This is a genomic window from Lactobacillus sp. 3B(2020) (assembly GCF_013487845.1).
Lineage (GTDB): Bacteria > Bacillota > Bacilli > Lactobacillales > Lactobacillaceae > Limosilactobacillus > Limosilactobacillus alvi.
Genome location: NZ_CP047410.1, coordinates 1,025,832 through 1,046,068, shown reverse-complemented (window position 1 = coordinate 1,046,068; position 20,237 = coordinate 1,025,832). Strand labels below are relative to the sequence as shown.

Annotated in this window: 21 protein-coding genes; all 21 read right to left on the bottom strand. The window is 40.2% G+C overall.

Annotated features, from left to right (window positions below):
- Window positions 1-2: 2 nt before the first annotated feature.
- The gene (locus GTO83_RS05200; RefSeq protein WP_180872047.1) at window positions 3-1,163 is read right to left on the bottom strand and encodes a hypothetical protein; all 1,161 of its coding nucleotides are present in this window, start codon (window positions 1,161-1,163) and stop codon (window positions 3-5) included.
- Between the two features lie 182 nt (window positions 1,164-1,345).
- The gene (locus GTO83_RS05195) at window positions 1,346-2,188 is read right to left on the bottom strand and encodes an alpha/beta hydrolase (protein ID WP_180872046.1); all 843 of its coding nucleotides are present in this window, start codon (window positions 2,186-2,188) and stop codon (window positions 1,346-1,348) included.
- 30 nt (window positions 2,189-2,218) lie between these two features.
- The gene (locus GTO83_RS05190; protein WP_255463185.1) at window positions 2,219-4,528 is read right to left on the bottom strand and encodes an ATP-binding protein; all 2,310 of its coding nucleotides are present in this window, start codon (window positions 4,526-4,528) and stop codon (window positions 2,219-2,221) included.
- Window positions 4,529-4,744: 216 nt separating this feature from the next.
- Window positions 4,745-5,782, bottom strand: coding sequence for a zinc-dependent alcohol dehydrogenase family protein (locus GTO83_RS05185; RefSeq protein ID WP_180872045.1), 1,038 nt, complete (start codon window positions 5,780-5,782; stop codon window positions 4,745-4,747).
- A gap of 83 nt (window positions 5,783-5,865) precedes the next feature.
- Entirely contained in the window at window positions 5,866-6,243 is a 378-nt protein-coding gene (locus tag GTO83_RS05180) for an NAD(P)H-binding protein (protein ID WP_180872044.1), read from the bottom strand.
- A 9-nt stretch (window positions 6,244-6,252) separates the two neighbouring features.
- A complete protein-coding gene (locus GTO83_RS05175) occupies window positions 6,253-6,624 on the bottom strand; it encodes a nuclear transport factor 2 family protein (protein WP_180872043.1) in 372 nt (123 codons plus the stop codon).
- Window positions 6,617-7,393 carry a carboxymuconolactone decarboxylase family protein gene (locus tag GTO83_RS05170; RefSeq protein WP_180872042.1) on the bottom strand — a complete coding sequence of 259 codons (777 nt, stop codon included), beginning with the start codon at window positions 7,391-7,393 and terminating at the stop codon, window positions 6,617-6,619. Before GTO83_RS05170 ends, GTO83_RS05175 begins: the two co-directional genes overlap by 8 nt.
- 189 nt (window positions 7,394-7,582) lie before the next feature.
- Window positions 7,583-8,419, bottom strand: coding sequence for an SDR family oxidoreductase (locus tag GTO83_RS05165; RefSeq protein ID WP_180872041.1), 837 nt, complete (start codon window positions 8,417-8,419; stop codon window positions 7,583-7,585).
- A 107-nt stretch (window positions 8,420-8,526) separates the two neighbouring features.
- Window positions 8,527-9,402 (bottom strand): LysR family transcriptional regulator, encoded by an 876-nt coding sequence (locus GTO83_RS05160; protein ID WP_180872040.1) that lies wholly within the window; start codon window positions 9,400-9,402, stop codon window positions 8,527-8,529.
- A gap of 754 nt (window positions 9,403-10,156) precedes the next feature.
- Window positions 10,157-10,582 carry a MerR family transcriptional regulator gene (locus GTO83_RS05155; protein WP_180872039.1) on the bottom strand — a complete coding sequence of 142 codons (426 nt, stop codon included), beginning with the start codon at window positions 10,580-10,582 and terminating at the stop codon, window positions 10,157-10,159.
- A gap of 49 nt (window positions 10,583-10,631) precedes the next feature.
- The gene (locus tag GTO83_RS05150; protein WP_180872038.1) at window positions 10,632-10,967 is read right to left on the bottom strand and encodes a MerR family transcriptional regulator; all 336 of its coding nucleotides are present in this window, start codon (window positions 10,965-10,967) and stop codon (window positions 10,632-10,634) included.
- Between the two features lie 12 nt (window positions 10,968-10,979).
- Entirely contained in the window at window positions 10,980-11,432 is a 453-nt protein-coding gene (locus tag GTO83_RS05145) for a flavodoxin (protein ID WP_180872037.1), read from the bottom strand.
- A 65-nt stretch (window positions 11,433-11,497) separates the two neighbouring features.
- Entirely contained in the window at window positions 11,498-12,160 is a 663-nt protein-coding gene (locus GTO83_RS05140) for a flavodoxin (protein WP_180872036.1), read from the bottom strand.
- 231 nt (window positions 12,161-12,391) lie between these two features.
- Window positions 12,392-13,678: a hypothetical protein gene (locus GTO83_RS05135; protein ID WP_255463184.1), complete on the bottom strand. Its 1,287-nt coding sequence runs from the start codon at window positions 13,676-13,678 to the stop codon at window positions 12,392-12,394.
- Between the two features lie 12 nt (window positions 13,679-13,690).
- Complete coding sequence (locus GTO83_RS05130; RefSeq protein ID WP_180872035.1) at window positions 13,691-14,314, bottom strand: flavodoxin; 624 nt, start codon at window positions 14,312-14,314, stop codon at window positions 13,691-13,693.
- A 19-nt stretch (window positions 14,315-14,333) separates the two neighbouring features.
- Window positions 14,334-15,215: an esterase family protein gene (locus GTO83_RS05125; RefSeq protein WP_180872034.1), complete on the bottom strand. Its 882-nt coding sequence runs from the start codon at window positions 15,213-15,215 to the stop codon at window positions 14,334-14,336.
- 16 nt (window positions 15,216-15,231) lie between these two features.
- Window positions 15,232-15,819, bottom strand: a complete 588-nt coding sequence (locus tag GTO83_RS05120) for a flavodoxin (protein ID WP_180872033.1) — start codon at window positions 15,817-15,819, stop codon at window positions 15,232-15,234.
- A gap of 133 nt (window positions 15,820-15,952) precedes the next feature.
- The gene (locus GTO83_RS05115) at window positions 15,953-16,882 is read right to left on the bottom strand and encodes an aldo/keto reductase (RefSeq protein ID WP_180872032.1); all 930 of its coding nucleotides are present in this window, start codon (window positions 16,880-16,882) and stop codon (window positions 15,953-15,955) included.
- A 679-nt stretch (window positions 16,883-17,561) separates the two neighbouring features.
- Window positions 17,562-18,230, bottom strand: coding sequence for an NAD(P)H-binding protein (locus GTO83_RS05110; protein WP_180872031.1), 669 nt, complete (start codon window positions 18,228-18,230; stop codon window positions 17,562-17,564).
- A 24-nt stretch (window positions 18,231-18,254) separates the two neighbouring features.
- Window positions 18,255-19,046 carry an aldo/keto reductase gene (locus GTO83_RS05105; protein ID WP_180872129.1) on the bottom strand — a complete coding sequence of 264 codons (792 nt, stop codon included), beginning with the start codon at window positions 19,044-19,046 and terminating at the stop codon, window positions 18,255-18,257.
- Between the two features lie 212 nt (window positions 19,047-19,258).
- A complete protein-coding gene (locus GTO83_RS05100; protein ID WP_180872030.1) occupies window positions 19,259-20,161 on the bottom strand; it encodes a DNA/RNA non-specific endonuclease in 903 nt (300 codons plus the stop codon).
- Window positions 20,162-20,237: the final 76 nt, after the last annotated feature.

The following is a 20,237-nucleotide window of genomic DNA, read 5'->3' as shown; positions in this document are numbered from 1 at the left end:
AATTATTTTTTTGCTTTCTGTTCAACGTCATCAATGATTTTTTTGAGCTTTTGCCGCTGTTCAGCCGGAATATCAGTGATAATCCGCGTCAACATTGTTTGATTCTTTTTCAGCATGTACATGAGCATTTGTTGGATTTGACTCTCCATTTGGGCTACTTCAAGTTGGGGGTCCGCTTCACTTTCTGCTTTAGCTAAGGAACGCTGGGCTTCATAGAGGACGCGTAAGTAATCCTTAGTAATATCAAGGTCATAAGCCCATAAAGCTTTTGCCAAAAATTTTCCAAACTGTTCAAAAACCCAAACTTGCTCTAACAATGACAAATCCGACTTTTGAGCCAAAGGACTGGCCATGAAACTAGCCAAGTTGGTCAAATCACTTACCAGTGTTAATGGGTGAATTTGCAATAGGTAATCATTAAGGTAAGTTTCAACGAGTTTTAAGGCATCAGCCGCAGTAACCCTGCTAACTTCCGCTTCATCGCGCAAATATTGTTTGAAGTCGTTAAGTAAGCTGCCATTTAATTGACGAATTTTAACCACCAAAGACGAAAATTCGGGATTTTCAGCCGTCATTAAATGATCCTCAAAGAACTTCGCGTATTCACGCAAGATTTCACTTGACTTTGCCGTCACAGGGACTGGATTTTGAAGATCAAACTGTACGCGTTGTATAAATTGCGTTAGTAGTTGGTTTGCTGACTCACCCTTACTTTGGGCTAGCTGCATCGAAAGGTTTAATAAATTGTTAAATAGCTTTTCTTGATCGGTTTCATCTAATAAGGGACCATCAAAATTAGCTAAAGCGCCTTGATATTCTTGGTTAGCCCGTTCGACCGCAAAGTTAGTGGTTATCTGGGGGACAATTTGCCCATTTGCGAGTACCAATTTCAAATACTGGTTAGCTTTTTCACGGGTAAAATGGTTATTTACCATCATCACGATCAACAAATGCTTAAAGACAATGTTTGGTTCTACCCGCAAAAACTCCGTTCCTGGAACGATGATGGGAAGCTTGGTAGCTTCATTAATATATAATAAAAGGTCGAACTGATTTACCCAGGCTGGTTTTACATACCAATTCGTAAGGCGAGATGGTTTATCAGTGGGATCAGTCTTCATTGATGAAAAATTATTAATAAATTGTTTACTATAACTGATCAAACGATCACTCCTCCTTGTTGACTTGCCAATTAACTTTATCACATTTCGCTCGGCAATAGGGTTGTTAGCCTAAAATAACCCCAATAAAATTATTAGTTACTCCTTTACTGTACCACATGCAAAACAAAAAAGAGTAAGCGCTAACGATGGTTGGGCTTACTCGATAATTTTTCTACACAGACTTAATGCCATAAAACATTGCTAATCGCCGTTAGAATAACTTTTTTTTGATGTAAAGCGGTGTGGCTAGTATGAGGGAAAATCCGTTGCTGATAATGGATGCGCTTATTTTTTATTAATGATGCCAGCATTTCAGATTGAACAGTTGGGACTTCACCATCCGTTCCCCGGGCATTTTGGCCCATCCAATTATAGATGTAATCATCACTTTGGAGTTTGACCGTTTGAATTTGCCTTTCAAGTGCCAAAAAGTTGGGGTCACTCGACTTTTTAAATAGCCATTTTGTATATTTGGTCCGTGCACCAAAGGTTTCATCTGCGGGGGCGCCAAGGAGAATCACCCGGTGGAAATTAATTTGCTGTTGGATTTGCCGATTAGCGATATAAACATGTAACCACTCAGTTCCACCATAAGAGTGGGCGATAATATTTAGGTCATGCACATGATATTCGCGGGCTAATACCAATAAAACGCGTTTCAATTGGCGCACTTGAGGATGATAAGTTGGCGAATAATTCCAAGTATACAATAACTGAATTAAAGCATTCTTTTTCCCCTGCACAGACCCTTTAACTCGCACATGACCATTGGGGGAAACCCAGACGGTCATGGTGTGTTGCGCAACGTTTTGCCTAGCCGTTTGCTGAATTAACTTTTGATAAGTCCAACTATTTCCGCCCCAGCCAGGGATTAATAAGGTCGGAGTACTCGAATAATGAACTTGTGGCTGATCGTACTTGATCGTTGTCAGTTGGCTTCCCCGAATCAAATAAGCTTGCACAAGTAAGGCGCTGATGACCACGATCATAATGCTAATTAGCCCTAGCTTTCGCACCTTTTTCATCGGTATCCCAGCTTTCCGTGCTTATGATCTTTAACCAAAGAGTCGTGCCCAGAAACTCTTCTTTTTCTTCTTTGGTTGCTCATCAGTTACTACCTTTTTATCAGCTTCTGGTTCTGGGGTTGGTTTGGTGTGCGGATCGTCAATTCCGATCCATTTGTAAAAAGCGGTTGCCTTAATTTCGACAAATTTACCGGTTTTACCGTTAATTCCACCCACACAGAGTTCAACTGGTAAGGCATTTCGGTATTCATTTTCAGCATCCGCACTAAACCCGTTAAAATTGTTTAACTTCGAAATATCAAAAATTAAACTATTCTTTTCCGGCCGGAAGCGGAAATCTTCTTCCTTCGCTAAGTAGAGTTTAGCCCATTTACTCCGGGTATTTTCACCAAAGTCGTCACATAAGCCATCCGCAAAATAGTCAGGAACTGGCATGTCAGCGAGCTTGTAGTACTCCCGGAAAATCCGCCGGGTCATTGCTAGGAAATCTAATTGCCCGGTTTTCGCGTCAAACATCCGCCATGGTGTTCCATCGTCTTCGAGTAGATTTGCCATCCGGACAACAAAGTCCTTAAAGAGGGTGTTATCTAACCCCTGCCGCACCTCGAAGATATACTTCGCGGCCACCGGCTTCTTTTCGTTATCGATTACTTTATCAAGCTGCAAGTAGTAAGTCCGCCGGGCGGTTTCCCGTTGCATTGTAAAGCCAGTATGGTAGTTGGTAGTCCCAATTAACGGGGCCACTGGCTTCGGACTATTCACGAGTTGGTTCATGGTATCCACAATCAACCGCCGACTATATTGGCGTTGTTGGAAGAAATAGGGTTCAATTTCATCAATCAAAACCGGGTAAGTACTTCCCTGCTTCATATAGCTTTCTAAAGCCTGAACGGTCTTTGCTTTTCGTTGATTGGCATCCATTGGATAAATCGTTCCGAAGTCAATCATTGATTTGTCGGTGCCCCAAGTTAATTGATTAATGACCCGTAATAAGGTTGACTTGCCGGACCCAGCACTCGCCCCTAGGATTAAGAAGTTTGGAATATCATTCCCATCCTCAGGATTGAGACTTGCTTTTTCCCGAATTTCCCAAAGAAATGGAGCAGTAAAAGCATACAAAATTGCTTCATAGAACCGCTTTCCATATTCGGGAGTGTAATCAACCACAAATTGGGCGTAACCATTCATAACCGCTTCAATTTGCTTTAGGCTCCGTTTAATCTGAGAAATCGTTGCTAATTGGCCAAACGGTAAAGGATACGTGCCAGTATCATTTGGGGTATACAAGCCTGTTTGATTCCGGGTAATATTCCGTTCTAACGGGCGGTCATAAAGAAAGGTCGTATATTTCTTTTCGACTGCCAGATCTTGGGGGAAAACGGTTGCTTGTAAATCATCATGAATCTGTTTGGCAATTTGGTCACGTTGTTTAATTTTAGGCCGGGCCGCCCGAGGCGAAACTGCCTGCTTTTGCAACTTGTATACAAGATCATGCTGTCTAATCCGACGCTCAGCTTCTTCCCGGTCCCGGGTCCGATTTAAGGTGACATTCCGCATTCCTAGTGGGACATCGGCCCGTAATTGTTGGCGATCCAGTTGGTGTTGGACATCGTCAACGATGAGGTCCGTCATTTCAGTTTCAACCAATTCATCGGTGACTTCATTTGTTAAAATAACGACGCTATCCCCTTCTTCATCAGGGTTAGCCTTTTTACGAGCTTGCAGTTGCTCTTGCGCCTTGGTCAATAAGTGATTTGAAAAATAAGAGATTAAAACCGGTCGTAAATCAAGTTTAAAATGATTTAAAAGATTATCGTATAAAGGATCGTTGTCGAAAATATAAACGTCCTCAAAGCGATTATAGTTAGGATCAAAAGAAGGCTCGTCTAAATCAATTGATCCTAAAATAACCCGCGTTTCTTGGGTCTGGGGATTTGAAAGTAAATAAAAACGCGAATGGAGGGCTTGGGTTGGCGCAATTTCAACTTTTAAAATCCCAGCAAGTGCCATCATCTGGAGCTGACTTGATAAGCGGAGAAAAAGCTTAATTGCATCTTTATTGGCTACCTTCAACATGGCATTCGCCAAGGCATCTTTCGTGACCGTTTCCATTGAGGTATAGTGCCGAGGTGATGATGGGTTTCCCAAAGCAATTTCAAGTTGCACGAAAGCACCAAGATACCGATTTAAAAAGGTCGCACTTAACTCTCCTGTTACCGCGGTTAACTGCGGATATTTTTCGGCATCAAAAATTTCCGCGATTGTCATCGCCTCATTTTGATGATTATGTACTACATGAATTCGCTTATTCATTGATCCGTTATCAATTTCGGTTGCCATCACAACGCTACTCCAATCATTTAAACTTTTAATACCAAGTCATTGGCTTTACCTTTTATTTTAACAGTATGTATTTCAATTTATCAATAGCCTGATGAGTAAGATTACCACACAATGAGGATTGGATGAATCTTCTGTTTCTTCCCACCCTCGGTGAAAATTGGTCTTTAAACCGCAAAAAGCCTGAGCCATTTACCGGCCTCAGGCTTTAGTGATTTACTCGCTTACGATTACTAATGACTTAATTGCTTTACGCTGATCCATTGCTTCGTATGCCTTTTGAATTTCATCAAGACTGAAACGCTTAGTGAAGACTTTTCCAGGGTGAATATCACCCTTTAATACTGCATCAAGAAGGACATGACGATCGTATGTGGTTACCGAAGCAATTCCACCACGAAGGCCAATATTCTTCCAGAAGAGAGTATTTGATGATGGTTCGGTTTGGGGAACACCAACTCGCCCAATAATTGCACCCGGACGCGCTAACTTACCAGCTTGTTCAATCGCAGATACAGCACCAACACATTCGAGCACAGCGTCAACCCCATTGCCATCAGTCAACTCAAGAACCTTTTTAACTGCATCGTCGCCACGTTCAGCCACAATATCAGTCGCGCCAAATTCTTTTGCAAGTTTTGCCCGATCTTCGTGATGGCTCAAGGAAATAATTCGCTTAGCTCCACGTAATTTAGCTCCAATTACCCCACAAAGGCCAACCGCACCATCACCGATAACCGCAACAGTATCGCCGCCCTTAACTTCAGCACTTGTGGCAGCGTGGTAACCAGTTGCCATTACATCAGCTAAAGTTAAGAGGTCGTTTAATTGTTCATCTGTGTAGTCGGATGGCTGGCCAGGAATTTTTACCAATGCCCAATTAGCATTAGTAAAACGAAGGTATTCACCTTGATAGCCACCATTGCCACCGGCTTCTTGATTCATACAATTACCATCAAAGCCTGCTAAACAAGCCGCACAGTGACCGCAACCGTGGGTAAATGGTGCAATGACAAAATCACCGGGTTTAACATCTTTAACGTCAGCACCAACTTCTTCAACAATTGCAATTGCTTCGTGACCAACCAATGAGCCATGTTCACGATTGGCGATGCCGCGGTACCACCAAAGATCAGAACCACACACACACGCCCGCACAATCTTTAAAATCGCATCAGTCGGCTTTTGAATCGTTGGCTTATCTACTTCATGAACTTCCATCTTGCCCGGTTCCATAAATACAGCTGCTTTCATCTATATCTGCTCCTTTACCATTTATCTGATTTAACAGTAACTACAATATAAACCTTCGAGTCGACTACAAGGCAAGGCCCTTTTCAATTTGGCGTATTGATTCCGACCCTTTCGCGAATCGAGGCTGGAATTTCATTATAAATACCCATCAAAGTAATAAATACTAGCCGCAAAGCACCATTTCGTTCCATAGCCTGCACAATCTCATCCGCATAAATTCCAAGGTTTCCACTCAAGACTGCAAACACTGCATCTTGTCCCTGAAGTGCTTTATCTAAATCTTGATCACTCATTACATCGCCCACAAATACTGACTCACAACTCCCATCTTGAATACTGATTCGATTAGCAGAGCGAGCAAACAATGTTAATTTATCATCACCATTAGTTAGAAATGCTTGAGTTGCGGCAATACCTAAATCTCCGGTTGCCCCAATAATTAAAACATTCTCATCAATCATCCATTCTTTCTAATATGTACTCGCTATTTGCTTAGCAATAATCCATCTACCATTATTTTTGATAAATTTCATCTTCATCTCAAGAGACCAAGTAGCCGTTCTGCTGCCCCACACACTCGCCTTAACCCTACTTTGACCAACAAGGCTTGCTTTATCACCACCAATGATAATATCTTTAATATTTTCTTCAATTGATGAGTAATATTTTATTTCACCGTTTTGGATTTGATCGATCCATTCTAGCTTTGGCTGAACATACCCTGTCATGTGTTGAAGAGTCATCGTCGGTGCTAAAATCTCATTTAATTTAAGAATATCTTTATTGACCATCGCTTCGCTCTCTTGTCGATATAAGGAAATAATTTCATCACGATCAATCATCTTTATCACTGCTTTCTAACTCCGCAACTGCTTGATTTAAACAGCGCAAAGCGTTAAGACTACGAGGGTAACCAATATATGGAATATTTTGTGAGATAACCTTGATTAAAAATTCTCGATCATTACCATTACGAATATTCGCCTTAGCATGTGAAATCAATTGTGGCTCAACTCCTCCCTGCGCAGCTAAAAAGCAAAAGGTAATCATTTCCCTTTCTGCATAAGTGAGACCTTTTCTTGTGTAGTAATCACCAAAACAATTATCTGTTAACCAATAATTAATATGTTTACTTTCTGGTGCTCCTGACTTCCAAAAATCCTTCATTCCTTCTCCGAATATATCTACTTGGGTTTTCCTTCCTGCTTCCAATCGATTTTCAGTAGTAGTTTTAGCCTGTTTTTCTAATGGTAATTTGATTCCTTGATCTTCAAAAACTTTATTTGTTTCTTTCAAGAACGGAAAAACACGACCAATTCCTAAATAAGCAACTGCTTGGTAAATAATTTCCTTAATCTCTACTGGTTTTACACCAAAATTGAGCGCAGCCGGAATCATCGCTTTAAACTCATCAATTCCTTGACATCCGATTAGATTAGCTAAAATTGTAATAAAACGAGTATGGTCATCTAAATCATCATTATTTACAACCTCATCAAACGCAAAATTATCAAAACGTTCAATAAATTCCGGATCAGTTCGCAAAAAATCAGATTTATAACCTGGAAACATTTTTTCATGGTATTTCCGTGCATTTTCATTGATTGTCATCTTAGTCCATCCTCTCCAATTTTAATGATGTTTGTTTTCCTTAATTGTCTTAATTCTAAGTTCTTCAATACCAAAAAACTATTCGGATTACCTATCGGATTGATCAGTAAAACTTATCAAAACAGCAAAAATGAGAGTAGAAAATAACCTTTCGACATGGTCGTTTTCCACTCTCATTTTAAATATAATCTAATTCTCTACATCAGTAGAAGCAGCAATTTCTGTCTCGCCTTTGTATTCATTTAAGCGTTCCGTTAAGCGATCAATAGTAGCGGATAAAGCTTGCGACCCGAGGACAACATGAAGCGGTGCTTTGTCACTATTAGCAACTTCAATAATCCGAGTAGCCATTTTTTCAGGATCACCAGGTGCCAATCCATTAGCAGGATCGAGCATCTTCAAAAATGCATGAGTTGGCGTATTATCATACTCAGGCATTAAGTTGGTAACGTGGGCACTCCCGTAACGAAATTCTGTCCGCGCACCACCAGGTTCAATGATTGAAACTTTAATATTAAATGGGGCAACTTCTTGCGCAACAGACTCACAAAAGCCTTCAATTCCAAATTTAGTAGCATGATACATCGAATTTCCTGGATAAGCAACTTGACCACCGTAAGATGAGATTTGAATAATCCGGCCACTCTTTTGTGTACGCATGTAAGGTAAGACGGCTCTAATCATTTGAATAGAGCCAGTTAAGTTAGTTGCCATGATCTGATCGATATCACCATCACTTAATTCTTCAGCAGCACCAAAAAGTCCATAACCAGCATTATTAATTAATACATCAATTTTATTATGATTTTCGACGGTATTTTCAACTACAGAACGAATTTCGCTAACATTGGTAACATCTAAGTGTTGAACGTCTAAGGTATTAGGGAACTTAGCTTCTAGTTCTTTAACTTTAGCATTTTCTTTCCGAACAGTTCCAATCACTATTTCACCCTGTTCCAGAAGTTGATGGGCCAACGCCATTCCAAATCCACTTGAAATCCCTGTAATTAGCCATGTTTTACTCATTATTAATTCCTCCATTCCATCAACTATTTAACAATTCTTATTGTAGTAAGAACTAGTAGAGGAACCAATTTCTATCTCCAATCCATTCTATAAGTAAAACTTATATATTAAAATTGTTGCTTCAAAATGTCAGCAAATGCCTCAATATAATAGCCTGAGTTATCTTTTTTCCAGTAAGCGTAATAGTTTTGAAAAAGTTGGGTCCGACCGTTATAAAGGTATCGAGATTGAGTATTGTCGTTTTTTATTTCTTGAATTGTTCGTTCATTTGCCACCATGTATCCCTGACGTGAAGCAATCATAATCCGGGCCTCATCAATAGTTTTAGCATTTAAAAATTCACTTTTAATTCCTAAAACATCCCGACAATACTGCTCTTCACTAGCATCAGGCGCTACCAAAACACAAGAAATATTCTTCAATTGGTCAGTTGTTACTTGATAATCATTTAATTTAAGAATTCCTTTAGCAATATTAACCATCAACGGGGCCTTAGTAAGAAACTCATTATTATATTCATCAGATAGTGCCCGGCGTTGGTCAGAAAAATCCAAGTCAATTCGATCCTCACGTAATAGCTTGAATAACTGGTCATGCTGACCGCTCGTAATATTTACTTTTACTTCAGGATACTGTTCAGTAAAAACTGTCACTGCCCTTAAAAATTCTGTTGTTCCAAACATTTGCAGATAACCGAGTTTTAGAATATATTCATTCTGTTCATTATTGGCTATTTGCCGAGTGTTTTTTAAAGCCTGTTCGACTTGATTCACTATTGTCAGAGCCTGCCGATAAAAGTATTTCCCTGCTGGCGTTAATTCGAAACTCCGCCCTTGACGTTCTAGTAAAGGGGTCCCGATAGTCTGATTTAATTCTTTAATTTGTTGCGAAATTGCTGACTGTGAGATATTACATTTTTCTGCAGCTAGAGTAAAGCTATGCTCATCAACAACTGCAATAAAGTATTTCATTTGTTGAAACATTTAATTTCTCCGATTTAATTGGTCATGATTAATTTGGTTAGGAATAACTAACAGTAATAACTAACTAAAACCAAATATAACATTACTGGTGGATAAATCGTAGCTGCAAGCACCAAGCCGATCACTTTAATCGCCAGATCAAAAAATCCAAGATCGGTCCCGGATTTTAATCCACTTTGCCTAAGGTCATTTGAGAATCAATTTTCGCCACTGAAGCGTACATATTCAGATTAGAAAGAGCGATTCGCAACTCGATAACCCCGTAAAACACCTAGGCTCCTTGGCTATTATAGTGCTCCGCCACAATATTGGTCGTATATGGAAAAAGTGAGGAAAAAAGAGAACATTGAGTGTTGCCCATAGAGTACCCTTCCCGATAGGCTTCACACTGTACCATTCGTTATACATATTAATCCCCATTGCACCCAACTAGGAAAAAAAGAAAAACGACCTTATCCAAAACTGAATAAGATCGCAATGGTAGCTTGTATGGATAAGACCCTAAAATGCCTCTTAGCCATTGTCAAGCACCATGATCGATACCGTTATCGGTATCAGGGCTTAAGGCCCTTAGTTGAGGATTAACCCTCTTCTTTAATATATCACTTTTTCCTGATTTTTAAATTCTTATTTAGATCAGGTTTGTTTAGTGTACACTAATTTTCGATAACTTTTCGCTTGACTAATCGTAGGAAAGGAGGCCGGGAAGAAACGTGCATTTTTTCCCAGCTTCCACACATCCTCGATTTACATTTTATTCATCTTGGTTATTGTCATCAAGCATCTGCTCTTTTCTTAGTTCATAGTATTCTTCTTCCTCTAAGAAAGGCATGACATGATCTTCAAAGTGATCTAACTTGTATGACAAATAATTAAGGGTCTTATCAAGTTCATTTCGCTTAGCCAGTAAGATTTCATATTGCTCTTTTACTAAAGATTTTTGTGCCTCCTGACTACCCCGATGTGCATTATAGAGGTCAACAAATTCAATTAAGGACTCGACCGACATTCCTGCACTTCGCATTGCTTTAATAAAAAGCGCCCACTTAATTTCGTTTTCAGTATAGTCCCGATAACCACTACTATTACGAGTGACTTTGGGAATTAAACCATTATTTTCCCAATAACGCAATGTCTCTTTTGGAATCTTTAAACGCTCACTTACTTCTTTAATGTTCATCTCGTTTCCTCCTAAAACTTCTCTCTAGTGTAACATGTTAGGCGAGTTCTTATTTTTCAACCGTCTTTTCCATTTCATTAATTTGATCAGTTAAGCGTTGATGGTCTTCTTTTAATTGATCTAATTGTTCTTGCAGTAAAGATAGACGAGCTGGAATAGCTTTGTTACCTAACATCGCTAACTTGACATACTCAATTTGAAAATCAGAAGAAACATTCATCATATTTAGTAATTTAGCGTGTTCTACCCATCGAATATCTTCGTCAGTAAAGGTTCTCAATCCATCACTATTTCGTGTAATTGGTGGAATCATTCCGAGACGTTCCCAACGGCGAATTGTATCGGTAGAAAGTGATACTTTCTTCGCTACTTGTTGAATGTTCATTACCCTACCCCGCTAGTTTAATTTCCTAAGCCATCCTGTTAAATTATTCGATCCTTCATGGGCTGGTAATACGTTTAATTTACCTGCCCATTGTTTAAAGGTTTCTTCATATCCATTTGCCATTCCGGCATCCGTATAAAAAGATGCGACCTTCCCAGAATAATTTTGAATTTTTTCAAGAAAAGTGTGGACGGGTGTTGCTGGTGCTCCTCGCCATACAGGACTGCCAACTAAGATTAAATCATATTGATCAACATTCGGAATCTCATTAATTAATTCTGGATATTGGTTATGCTTAATTTGAGCAGTAGCAATTTCATCGGTTTGATACATATCATGGTCAAAGGTATCAGCAGGGACTTCAATTTCATACGTATCAACGTGATCTAACATTTGAACCAATTCTTGGGCAACGCTTTTCGTCTTACCTGACCATGAATAAGTTGCGATTAATACTTTTGACATTATTTTTCTCCCTTATTTAAGTTTGACACCACTATAAACCCTCTAGTTGACTTTAAGTCAAGAAGTTAATTGATCCGCTTTAGCCACCGTTCAATTTGATCGTTTGCACGATCAACTTTATTGCCATCTATAACTAGTGGTTGGTCATCGACCGTTGCTTGCACCCCTTGTTGTCGAAGAATTTGTTCTATTCGTTGAAGACTATTTCCTTGTCCATAACCACCTTCAGACATAAAAGAAATAATTTGTTTGTGATTTAATTGGCTCCCGTAATCGAGGAGAAAGGTGGTCATTGGATGGGCCAATGTCATTGCCCAAATTGGAAAGCCTAAATAAACCCGATCATATTGGCTCAGATCAGGGACTGACATTTTCAATTCTGGGTATGATTTAGTTTGACGTTCAAAGTTAGCCCGCGATAGCGTTTGCTGATATTTACCTGAATACGGTTCTTTGACAACTATTTCTAAAATATCCGCAGAAGTAATTTTGGCAATCTTGGCCGCTAATAATTCTGTACTACCAGAACGAGAAAAGTAAATAATGATCGCCTTCGCAGATTTCGTTAATTGTCGCGTTGGCTTATTCTGACTATTTGTATCTTGGCCATCTGAGGGGATGCCATATCCATTTCGCCATTGTACCGCCGGCATTCCCAATTGCGGTGCCTGAATTGGTTGACCAGCAATGTGATCGGTAATTTCTACTTTGCGTTTAAAAAGCGTCATGTTAATCACTTCCTAACGGCTATTTGGCGAACCTGTAATCATGACAAAAAGCAATAACATTAATACACCAACTCCAATTAATTGATTTACGATCATTTCCTTCCTCCTTTTAAATTTTCATAATTAAGGCCATCAGAACTCCTGCACGACCTTCTTGATAACCCTTTTGGGGAAAATCGAACGGGGGTCTTTACATCGTCGGTTACATCCCCTGAGCAAATCGTTTGCTCATCATAGCGTTAATCGCTCATCTATTAAGCGATCCTTACTAAAGCCAAGTTTACGTAGTCGCCGCCGCACATCTAAAATTCGTGATGCAGAACCAACAATGATTACCTTTCCCTGTTTTAATTCATTACTACTAATAATTCGGATCAAATCTGTAGCTAGAAAGCGATGTATCTGGACATCCACTTTGACGCCCTTCTTTTTCAGTTCTCCCAGAATTTTTTGATAGGAAGGATTGTTAATTTGTGGTCCTGACCATATCAAGTGAAGTTGCTTAGTCCCAGCGTATTGTTGGGCCAAGCTAATTAGTGGTGCTACCCCGGAACCAAGTCCATATAAGATAAGCGGGACCTCACTATTTTGCACTTCACGATCAAACAACCCAAACGGCCCTTCTAATTTTACTTTTGCTCCAACCGGAACTTTTATTATTTGCCGGGTAAAATCACCTAATTGATGAATCATAAAACTAACTTCATGGGGATTATTTCGTGGTGCCGATGAAACTGAAAATGGGTGTGGCTCTTTTGATACTCCCTTTACCCTTTTGAAAGCTAAAAAGTAAAAATCACCAGCTCGATAATTTTCCTTACCTGCTTTGAATTGTAAGGTTAATTTTTGCATCGAAGATCCAAGGGAAATATTTTCCTTTACTATCGCCGTCGAATAAGACCGGCTAACTTTTAGTTTCCACCAACAATACAGAATAATAGTTACTCCAGTATAGATATCAAAAGTTAAGCGGAAACCTGGAACTATCCCCAAACGAGGGATTAAGTGAACATGGAGCCAAATTAAAGCAATGACAACGAAGTTGAGTCGATGAATCCACATTGTTACTTGATGATTTAGCAAACGGCCCTCAATCCAGGTTTTGAAGCGCTTCAAGAAAAGCAATCGATCAACTAGCCATCCTGATAAAAAGAGAACCGCATTGGCCAATAAAAAGATTTCTAGATACCAAGCAATATTCCCCGTTTGTTTGATTAACGGGAACATTGAAAAAGAAGTTAAACGGTGAACTGTTGCTGCGACTAAAGCCATGACCCCTAGTGCTCCATGAATCGCATATAAGGCTGGCATCCCAATTCGTTGGGTTAACCAATATGGGCGTGTCGCCATCAAGATAATCATTAACCACCAAACATATGCAACTATTCCTAGATCATACGTTAATAAGTGTCCTGGGGTATCAATTAAACCGCGATTTAAGAGCATAATTAGCGGAAACGGTGAAATTATTAGTCCTAACCAAGTTAAAGCTAGGTAGATTCGACGACTACTTTTCATTTTCACTCCTGCTTAATAACCTAGATCATCTAACCAACTATTTACCTGTCTGCGAACACGGTTAGGGTTATTCTTAACTGTATTTCCAGTAGCAGTAAATCCACGACGAACTGTTGACTTCGGGAATTGCTTTTTTAATACTTGACGCGTATTTCCTAGTCCAGAACCTTCATTAGTCGTAAACGGAATCAGCGTTTTACCATTTAAATCACTTTCTTTGTCAAGGAATGTCCGCACTACCATTGGATATTCACCCCACCAAATTGGGCCACCGATAAAGACCGTGTCATATTTACTTACATCTGGTAGTTTACCCTTAATTGCAGGTCGCGCATTTTGATTTTGTTCACGCTTAGCAACTTGGGTAGTCCGATCATAACTTTTCGGATAAGATTTTTTGGGTACAATTTCATAAGTATCAGCGTTGGTTTTTTGTTGAATAAAATCAGCTACCCGCGCAGTATTTCCGCGTTTCAAACTACCACCATAGACACCTTGCTTACGTGAGAAGTAAACAACTAATACTTTTTGATTGTTGCTAGCAGCTTGCACGCTCCGATTAGCGGTAACAGCGAAGCCCGTAACAGTAGCGAATACCGTTACGATCACAGTAATTATTGGCCAAAATTTTTTCATGGTTTAACTCCTTCTTTCCTTAATTAAATATCTGGTTCGCATAGTGATTAACAATTTGCGCAATTGTTTGCGGACTATGTGTTCCATTTGGGGCTTGATAGTACTTCAGATTTTGATGATTAAATTCTGGTAACCGATGCATGGCATTAATCTGTGGGGTCATCGATCCGGCAGTGTCATCGTCGGCACCCACCCCCGCTAAGATCTTAAATGACAAATTAGCATTATTCTGAACTGTTTTTGCGAGTCGTCGTGCAGTCCGCGTACTTGCAGTTGATCCGCCATCATCAGCAATTGTCCAACTATCACCAGCCATTGGGAGAAAACTGCTAAAGTAGGGTAATTGATATTCAAAAACATACCACGTCGTAATACTCCCCATTGAAAAGCCCCCAAAGGCCCGATGACCACGGGAATTTCTTAATTGAGCTTTACTTGTTCCGTCAGCATAGGTGCGATAGTGACCTTCAACTGCTGGGACCAAGTCATTTACTAATTCATTTTGAGCAAAGGCCCGATTTAAGCGATTATCTCGATAATAATTCGCGGTAACGAACTTTCTGCTTGGATAATACGTCGGAAAAACTACAATCGTATCTTTTAGGCGACCATTTTGGTTCAACCAATCAAGCAGTTGCTTAAAGCGACCATCACGAAAGAAGTCTTGACTACTTTCAGTTGATCCATGTAATAAATAGACAACATTATACTTTTTAGCGGTGGTGTAGTTTGCTGGCAGGTACACTAAAGCTTGCTTGTTATATTGATGACCTTGATATTCAGCCTGATACCGGATCGTTTCCGTTCGCGAAGCCGCCTCAGCATGATTGGCATTAAATAAGACCATCAGTCCGAAAACACCTCCAACGGTCAATACCATCTTTAAGATTCTCGCAAACATTGGTTTTCCCTACTTTCTAGTTATTGTTCTTCAGAAGACCATTACGTTGCAAGAAACGCCGCAATTGGGCATTGTTATTGTCATAGCGGAAACCTGACTTAATGATTGCCCCATCATCCTTTGCTAACCGCCGCATCGTTGGCATTGAAGCCTTCATTGGTGTACTCATACTTGTAGTAAATGGAATAATCGTTTTTCCACGGAAATCATAAGTATCGAATAAAGAGTGAATTACCATTGGCGGTTGTTGCCACCACGTTGGAAAACCAATTAGGATCGTGTCATATCGATTTAAGTCAGGAATATTACGCTTGATCGCTGGGTGAATATTTTGGCGACGTTCACGGTCTGCTACCCGTGCGTAATTGTCGTACCCCTTGGGATAAGCTTTAGCACGCTTTAACCGTACAATATCAGCACCGGTATCACGCTGAATTTGCTTAGCTGCTTCCTTCGTTGTTCCGGACATTGAGAAGTAAATAATCAACGTTCGATTATTTGAAGCAGCGCGAACTTGTTGAGCTTGTCCAAAACCAATAGCCATTGCTAAAACTGTAACTACGGTTGTTAAAATGGAAATAATCCATCGCTTCTGCATTCGCATAATTACCCACTTCCTAAATTTATATTTTAGATTGTAGGTAGTATAGACCTTATAGCCGACTTTAAGGCAAGTAGCAAAATAATAAAAAACGAAGGGTAATTAATTTTTACTACCCTTCGGTTGATTCATCTAATTACTTTTCAATCTTTGTGCCACTAAAGACTTCTGACATTGGCACATCATCAAGTGCCTGATCAATCTGGGCAACTTCTTCAGCGGTCATTTTAATTTGGGCGGCTTTCAAGTTATCTTCTATCCGATTAAGGTGCCGACTACCTGGAATTGGGACAATGTATGGTTTCTTATTGACCATCCATGCTAAAGAAATCTGTGCTGGAGTGGCATCATGATCTGCAGCTATCTTATCCAGTAATGCTAATAATTCCTTGTTCTTTGCTAAGGCTTCTGGGGTAAATTGTGGTATCTTATTCCGTAAATCCTTATCTGAGAAACTGCTTTGTTTAATTTGCCCGGTTAATAAGCCGTTTGCTAATGGTGAAAATGCAACTAAGCCAATCTTCAATTCTTCAAGTACCGGGAAAAGATCTTCGTATTCTCGGTACATCATGGAATAACGATTTTGTACAGCTGTAACCTTGCAGACAGCATTGGCACGACGAAGGTAATCTTCATTTGCTTCGGAAATACCCCAGTGAGTTATCTTACCTTCATCCATTAATTCTTGCATAACCTGCGCCACGGTTTCTGGTTCAACATTGGGATCAATCCGGTGTTGGTAGTAAAGGTCAATGTGGTCAGTATTTAGTCGCTTTAATGAACCTTCAACCGATTTGCGGATCGTTTCCGGACTTGAATCAACTTTAATTCCAGTCCCTTCATGAGCGGCAATCCCAAATTTAGTAGCAATTACGACTTGGTCTCGCACATCATGGAGTGCTTTGCCAACTAATTCTTCATTATAATTGGTTGAACCATCAGGATTTGTGCCTTGATAAATCTCAGCCGTATCAAAGAAACGATAACCCATGTCATAAGCAGCCCGGATTGTTTTCACAGCTTCATCAACATCAGTCGGTTTTCCGTATCCATGAGAAAATCCCATACAACCAAGGCAAATGCTGTTACTGTTAAGTCATTTCCTAACATCCGTGTTTCCATAAAAATATCCCTCCATCCTCAATATTGGCATTCTAAACCTTAAAGTCGACTTCAAGGCAAGCACATTATTTATGCGATCCACGCAAAATATTTAAACCAGTAATCAGCATAATAACAGCTAACACAACCATCCATACTTATGCGCGTGATGGTGAGGTAATTCTGGTAGCCATTTCAGAAACGCTGGATAACCCCACCACTCCACCAATTTGGTGAACGGTATTAACAACTCCGAAGGCAGCACCGATTCATATAATCCCTGGCCGCTACCGCTGAAGATCGTTGGTAGCGCAACTCCTAACCAGGATCCCAGTTGAATCCCCATCATTGCTCCTAACGCTAGGCCAAAGACTCGCTGCAGTGCTGAAGGAGGAAGACATACTGCCCTACTAACATAAAGAAAGGCAAAGCGCACTGAAACCAGTAATCGAAGTAAATGATCCTCACCAGGTCGTCGAGGATTCCCATCCGCTGGCTATCCACCTTGCCAAAACTGGGCAGAATTAAAAACTAAAGGCATGATCCCGGTTGAATACCGAAATCATGCCTTAATATCTGAATAAGCTAACTTTTCTATTGCCCTTCAGAGATATGGGAGGTTCTTTTATGATATTTAATAAATTTTAGTATACGGGGCGGTTACTACCTTGAGTATCAGGGTCAGCAATCCCTAAACTATCATTGCTACCAAACGTTGGGTCTGCCACAATCCTCAAAACAACATCAGCGATACTTTGACGCGAGCCAGATACACCAACAAATTCATCATCTTTATGAGTGATCGTGTACTTAATTTCATCACGGTCATTAAGCCATGGTAGACGAAGCGTAGTGTAGTCTAATCCAGATTCGGCAGCCAACCGGTCTGATACGAGGGCAGCATTGTCATCCCGAACAGTTCCACCGAAACAAGTATCACGGTTCCACTTACCGAATTCACCAGGAACCTCATCGTAAATTCCAAGTAAGTTAGTAAGGATCAACCGATTTACGCCATCCTTCTTCATTGCATTAATAATGTTGTGCGTTGGACGATTATGGCCAGCATCATCATGATCAATAACGGCATTGAAGACCATATCTTGACCTTTAATCGCCTTTTCGACGTCTTCAGGGTTATTTAAGTCGCCTTCGATAATTGTAACCCGAGGATTATCAGCTAAGTTGTTAAGTCGACTGCTGTTACGTAAGAATAAGGTTAATTCAACATTCTTAAATTGATCTTCGTTAAGAATCCGATTTTCAACAATGCGGGCGATTTGGCCGTTTGCTGCTAAAATTGCTAATTTCATTGTTATTCCTCCATGTTAGTTTGATTAATAATAACGCTTGTCCTTGTTTACCTTGGCAATTTCTGCCATTTCTTCATCCGTTAACTTAAAGTCAAAGATATCATGGTTATCATGAATGTGTGCGGGATTAGTTGAACCCGGAATCACGACAAATCCCATTTGAGTGTGCCAACGAAGAATGATTTGAACGTTGGATTTACCGTACTTTGCTGCCAACTTAGCAAAGATGGGTTCATTAATTAGTGAACGGTCACCGGAGCCAAGTGGGTACCAAGCCATCAAACGGGTGCCATATGGCTTCAAGATTTCCCGTGCTTCTGTTTGTGGGAAGTAAGGGTGGGCTTCAGCTTGCAGGACTTGCGGCTTAACTTCCGCAAAATCCATAACCGCTTTCAATAATGAAGCCCTTCGATCAAAATTAGAAATACCAATTGCCTTGATCTTGCCATCGTTATAAGCCTTTTCTAATGTCCGGTAAGCCGTTTTCCAGTCACCAGTTGGTTGATGAAGAAATAACAAATCGATGTAATCAAGACCTAGTCGATCAAGGGCCTTATCGACGGCATCTGGATCATTGTAAGAAGTAGTCCAAAGCTTTGTACTTACAAATAAGTCTTCACGATTAATGCCAGCGTTTTTAATTCCTTGACTAATACCGTCTTCGTTGTAGTAAGCTTCAGCAGTGTCAATTAAATGGTAGCCATCTGCAAGAGCTGCTTCCACAGCATTTTGGGCAACACTTGCTGACATTCGAAAAGTTCCTAACCCAACTTCTGGCATCTTTACCCCATTGTTTAATGAAAAGGTTTCTTCCATCATTTTCACCTCATTTATTGTTGATAGCTTTTCAACAATTTATATCCTAATCCTTGAAGTCGACTCTAAGGCAATACCTATTTTCAAAAAACAAAAATAATTAGTCCGTTTGGATACAGGATTACCGTAGTTACTGAGTAACATTTGAAGATGAAAACGAGGTTGAGAAGAAACTTGAGTCTCTCCCCAACCTCGCTGATCGGCTAAGTGTTTTAATTGGTTTTAGTGACTGCTCCGGTCGCGTAATTAATGGAAATGTTACGCTGCACATTAGGCACGAAGACGTTAAATTCTAAACTACCATCCTTTGATTTTGCTTCAATATGCGCACCCGCTGGGACCTTCGCATTACCATCGTAAATATCAGTTACCCGGTAACGGACTTGCTTACCTTGGTCTAAGGCTTTTCGCACTAAACCTTCGTAGTAGTTCTGTCCAGTTGAGGTTGAACTGCGGGCTTCGTTCGCCCAAGCAGTTTGTGTAGCAATGTTCTTTGGGTTTGATTCGGAGGCATCAAAGTATTTTAGCCCCCCGACTAAGGCGTACCCTAATAAGTGTCCGCGATCATAAGCATGACTAGGACCATTAGTTAAGTTTGTTGCTTGCAAGAAACCGGCTGGGCGCCATTCAGTTGCCCCGTTGCCGGTCGACTCGCGACTTTGATATTGGCGAGTCGTTCGGTTTAACCAAGCATCCCCACGCCATGGCCGACCGAGAGCATCGAGCTTATTAACCGCATATGGTGCACTACTAATCTTTGCATTCAGGTTAGTCTGATTATTATTGACGATATACGCCCCATAACCATTCCATTCAAGATTACCACTTAACTGACTTCGGACATTGGTTGTTAAAACCGATGCCGCTAAACTTTGGCTCGGTGGCGTTAAGGTACTATTAGTACCCCGACTATTTGACCGATAGTAGTGATGCCAATAACTTAAAAATTGATTTAAAGCGCTCTTTAATGAATTACTTTGATCAGTTGATTGGGTAGTTTGAACAGCACTGCCATTTTGACTACTGCTTACTGGTCGTTGAAAGGCACTTGCTACCACGAACAAAATTGCGGCAACTAAGAGCCAATGCCAAAATTTACGAAATTTTCGTTTCATGTTATAACTCCCTAAAACCGTTGGTATACTTACATTTTACCATGATTAAGGAATCATTTGAACGTCTATTCGCGGA

Coding starts and splice junctions, on each gene's coding strand:
- GTO83_RS05195 (WP_180872046.1), bottom strand. CDS start 2,188: ATGAAAAAGGTGCGAAAGCTAGGGCTAATTAGCATTATGATCGTGGTC.
- GTO83_RS05190 (WP_255463185.1), bottom strand. CDS start 4,528: ATGGCAACCGAAATTGATAACGGATCAATGAATAAGCGAATTCATGTA.
- GTO83_RS05185 (WP_180872045.1), bottom strand. CDS start 5,782: ATGAAAGCAGCTGTATTTATGGAACCGGGCAAGATGGAAGTTCATGAA.
- GTO83_RS05180 (WP_180872044.1), bottom strand. CDS start 6,243: ATGATTGATGAGAATGTTTTAATTATTGGGGCAACCGGAGATTTAGGT.
- GTO83_RS05175 (WP_180872043.1), bottom strand. CDS start 6,624: ATGATTGATCGTGATGAAATTATTTCCTTATATCGACAAGAGAGCGAA.
- GTO83_RS05170 (WP_180872042.1), bottom strand. CDS start 7,393: ATGACAATCAATGAAAATGCACGGAAATACCATGAAAAAATGTTTCCA.
- GTO83_RS05165 (WP_180872041.1), bottom strand. CDS start 8,419: ATGAGTAAAACATGGCTAATTACAGGGATTTCAAGTGGATTTGGAATG.
- GTO83_RS05160 (WP_180872040.1), bottom strand. CDS start 9,402: ATGTTTCAACAAATGAAATACTTTATTGCAGTTGTTGATGAGCATAGC.
- GTO83_RS05155 (WP_180872039.1), bottom strand. CDS start 10,582: ATGAACATTAAAGAAGTAAGTGAGCGTTTAAAGATTCCAAAAGAGACA.
- GTO83_RS05150 (WP_180872038.1), bottom strand. CDS start 10,967: ATGAACATTCAACAAGTAGCGAAGAAAGTATCACTTTCTACCGATACA.
- GTO83_RS05145 (WP_180872037.1), bottom strand. CDS start 11,432: ATGTCAAAAGTATTAATCGCAACTTATTCATGGTCAGGTAAGACGAAA.
- GTO83_RS05140 (WP_180872036.1), bottom strand. CDS start 12,160: ATGACGCTTTTTAAACGCAAAGTAGAAATTACCGATCACATTGCTGGT.
- GTO83_RS05135 (WP_255463184.1), bottom strand. CDS start 13,678: ATGAAAAGTAGTCGTCGAATCTACCTAGCTTTAACTTGGTTAGGACTA.
- GTO83_RS05130 (WP_180872035.1), bottom strand. CDS start 14,314: ATGAAAAAATTTTGGCCAATAATTACTGTGATCGTAACGGTATTCGCT.
- GTO83_RS05125 (WP_180872034.1), bottom strand. CDS start 15,215: ATGTTTGCGAGAATCTTAAAGATGGTATTGACCGTTGGAGGTGTTTTC.
- GTO83_RS05120 (WP_180872033.1), bottom strand. CDS start 15,819: ATGCGAATGCAGAAGCGATGGATTATTTCCATTTTAACAACCGTAGTT.
- GTO83_RS05115 (WP_180872032.1), bottom strand. CDS start 16,882: ATGGGATTTTCTCATGGATACGGAAAACCGACTGATGTTGATGAAGCT.
- GTO83_RS05110 (WP_180872031.1), bottom strand. CDS start 18,230: ATGAAATTAGCAATTTTAGCAGCAAACGGCCAAATCGCCCGCATTGTT.
- GTO83_RS05105 (WP_180872129.1), bottom strand. CDS start 19,046: ATGGAAGAAACCTTTTCATTAAACAATGGGGTAAAGATGCCAGAAGTT.
- GTO83_RS05100 (WP_180872030.1), bottom strand. CDS start 20,161: ATGAAACGAAAATTTCGTAAATTTTGGCATTGGCTCTTAGTTGCCGCA.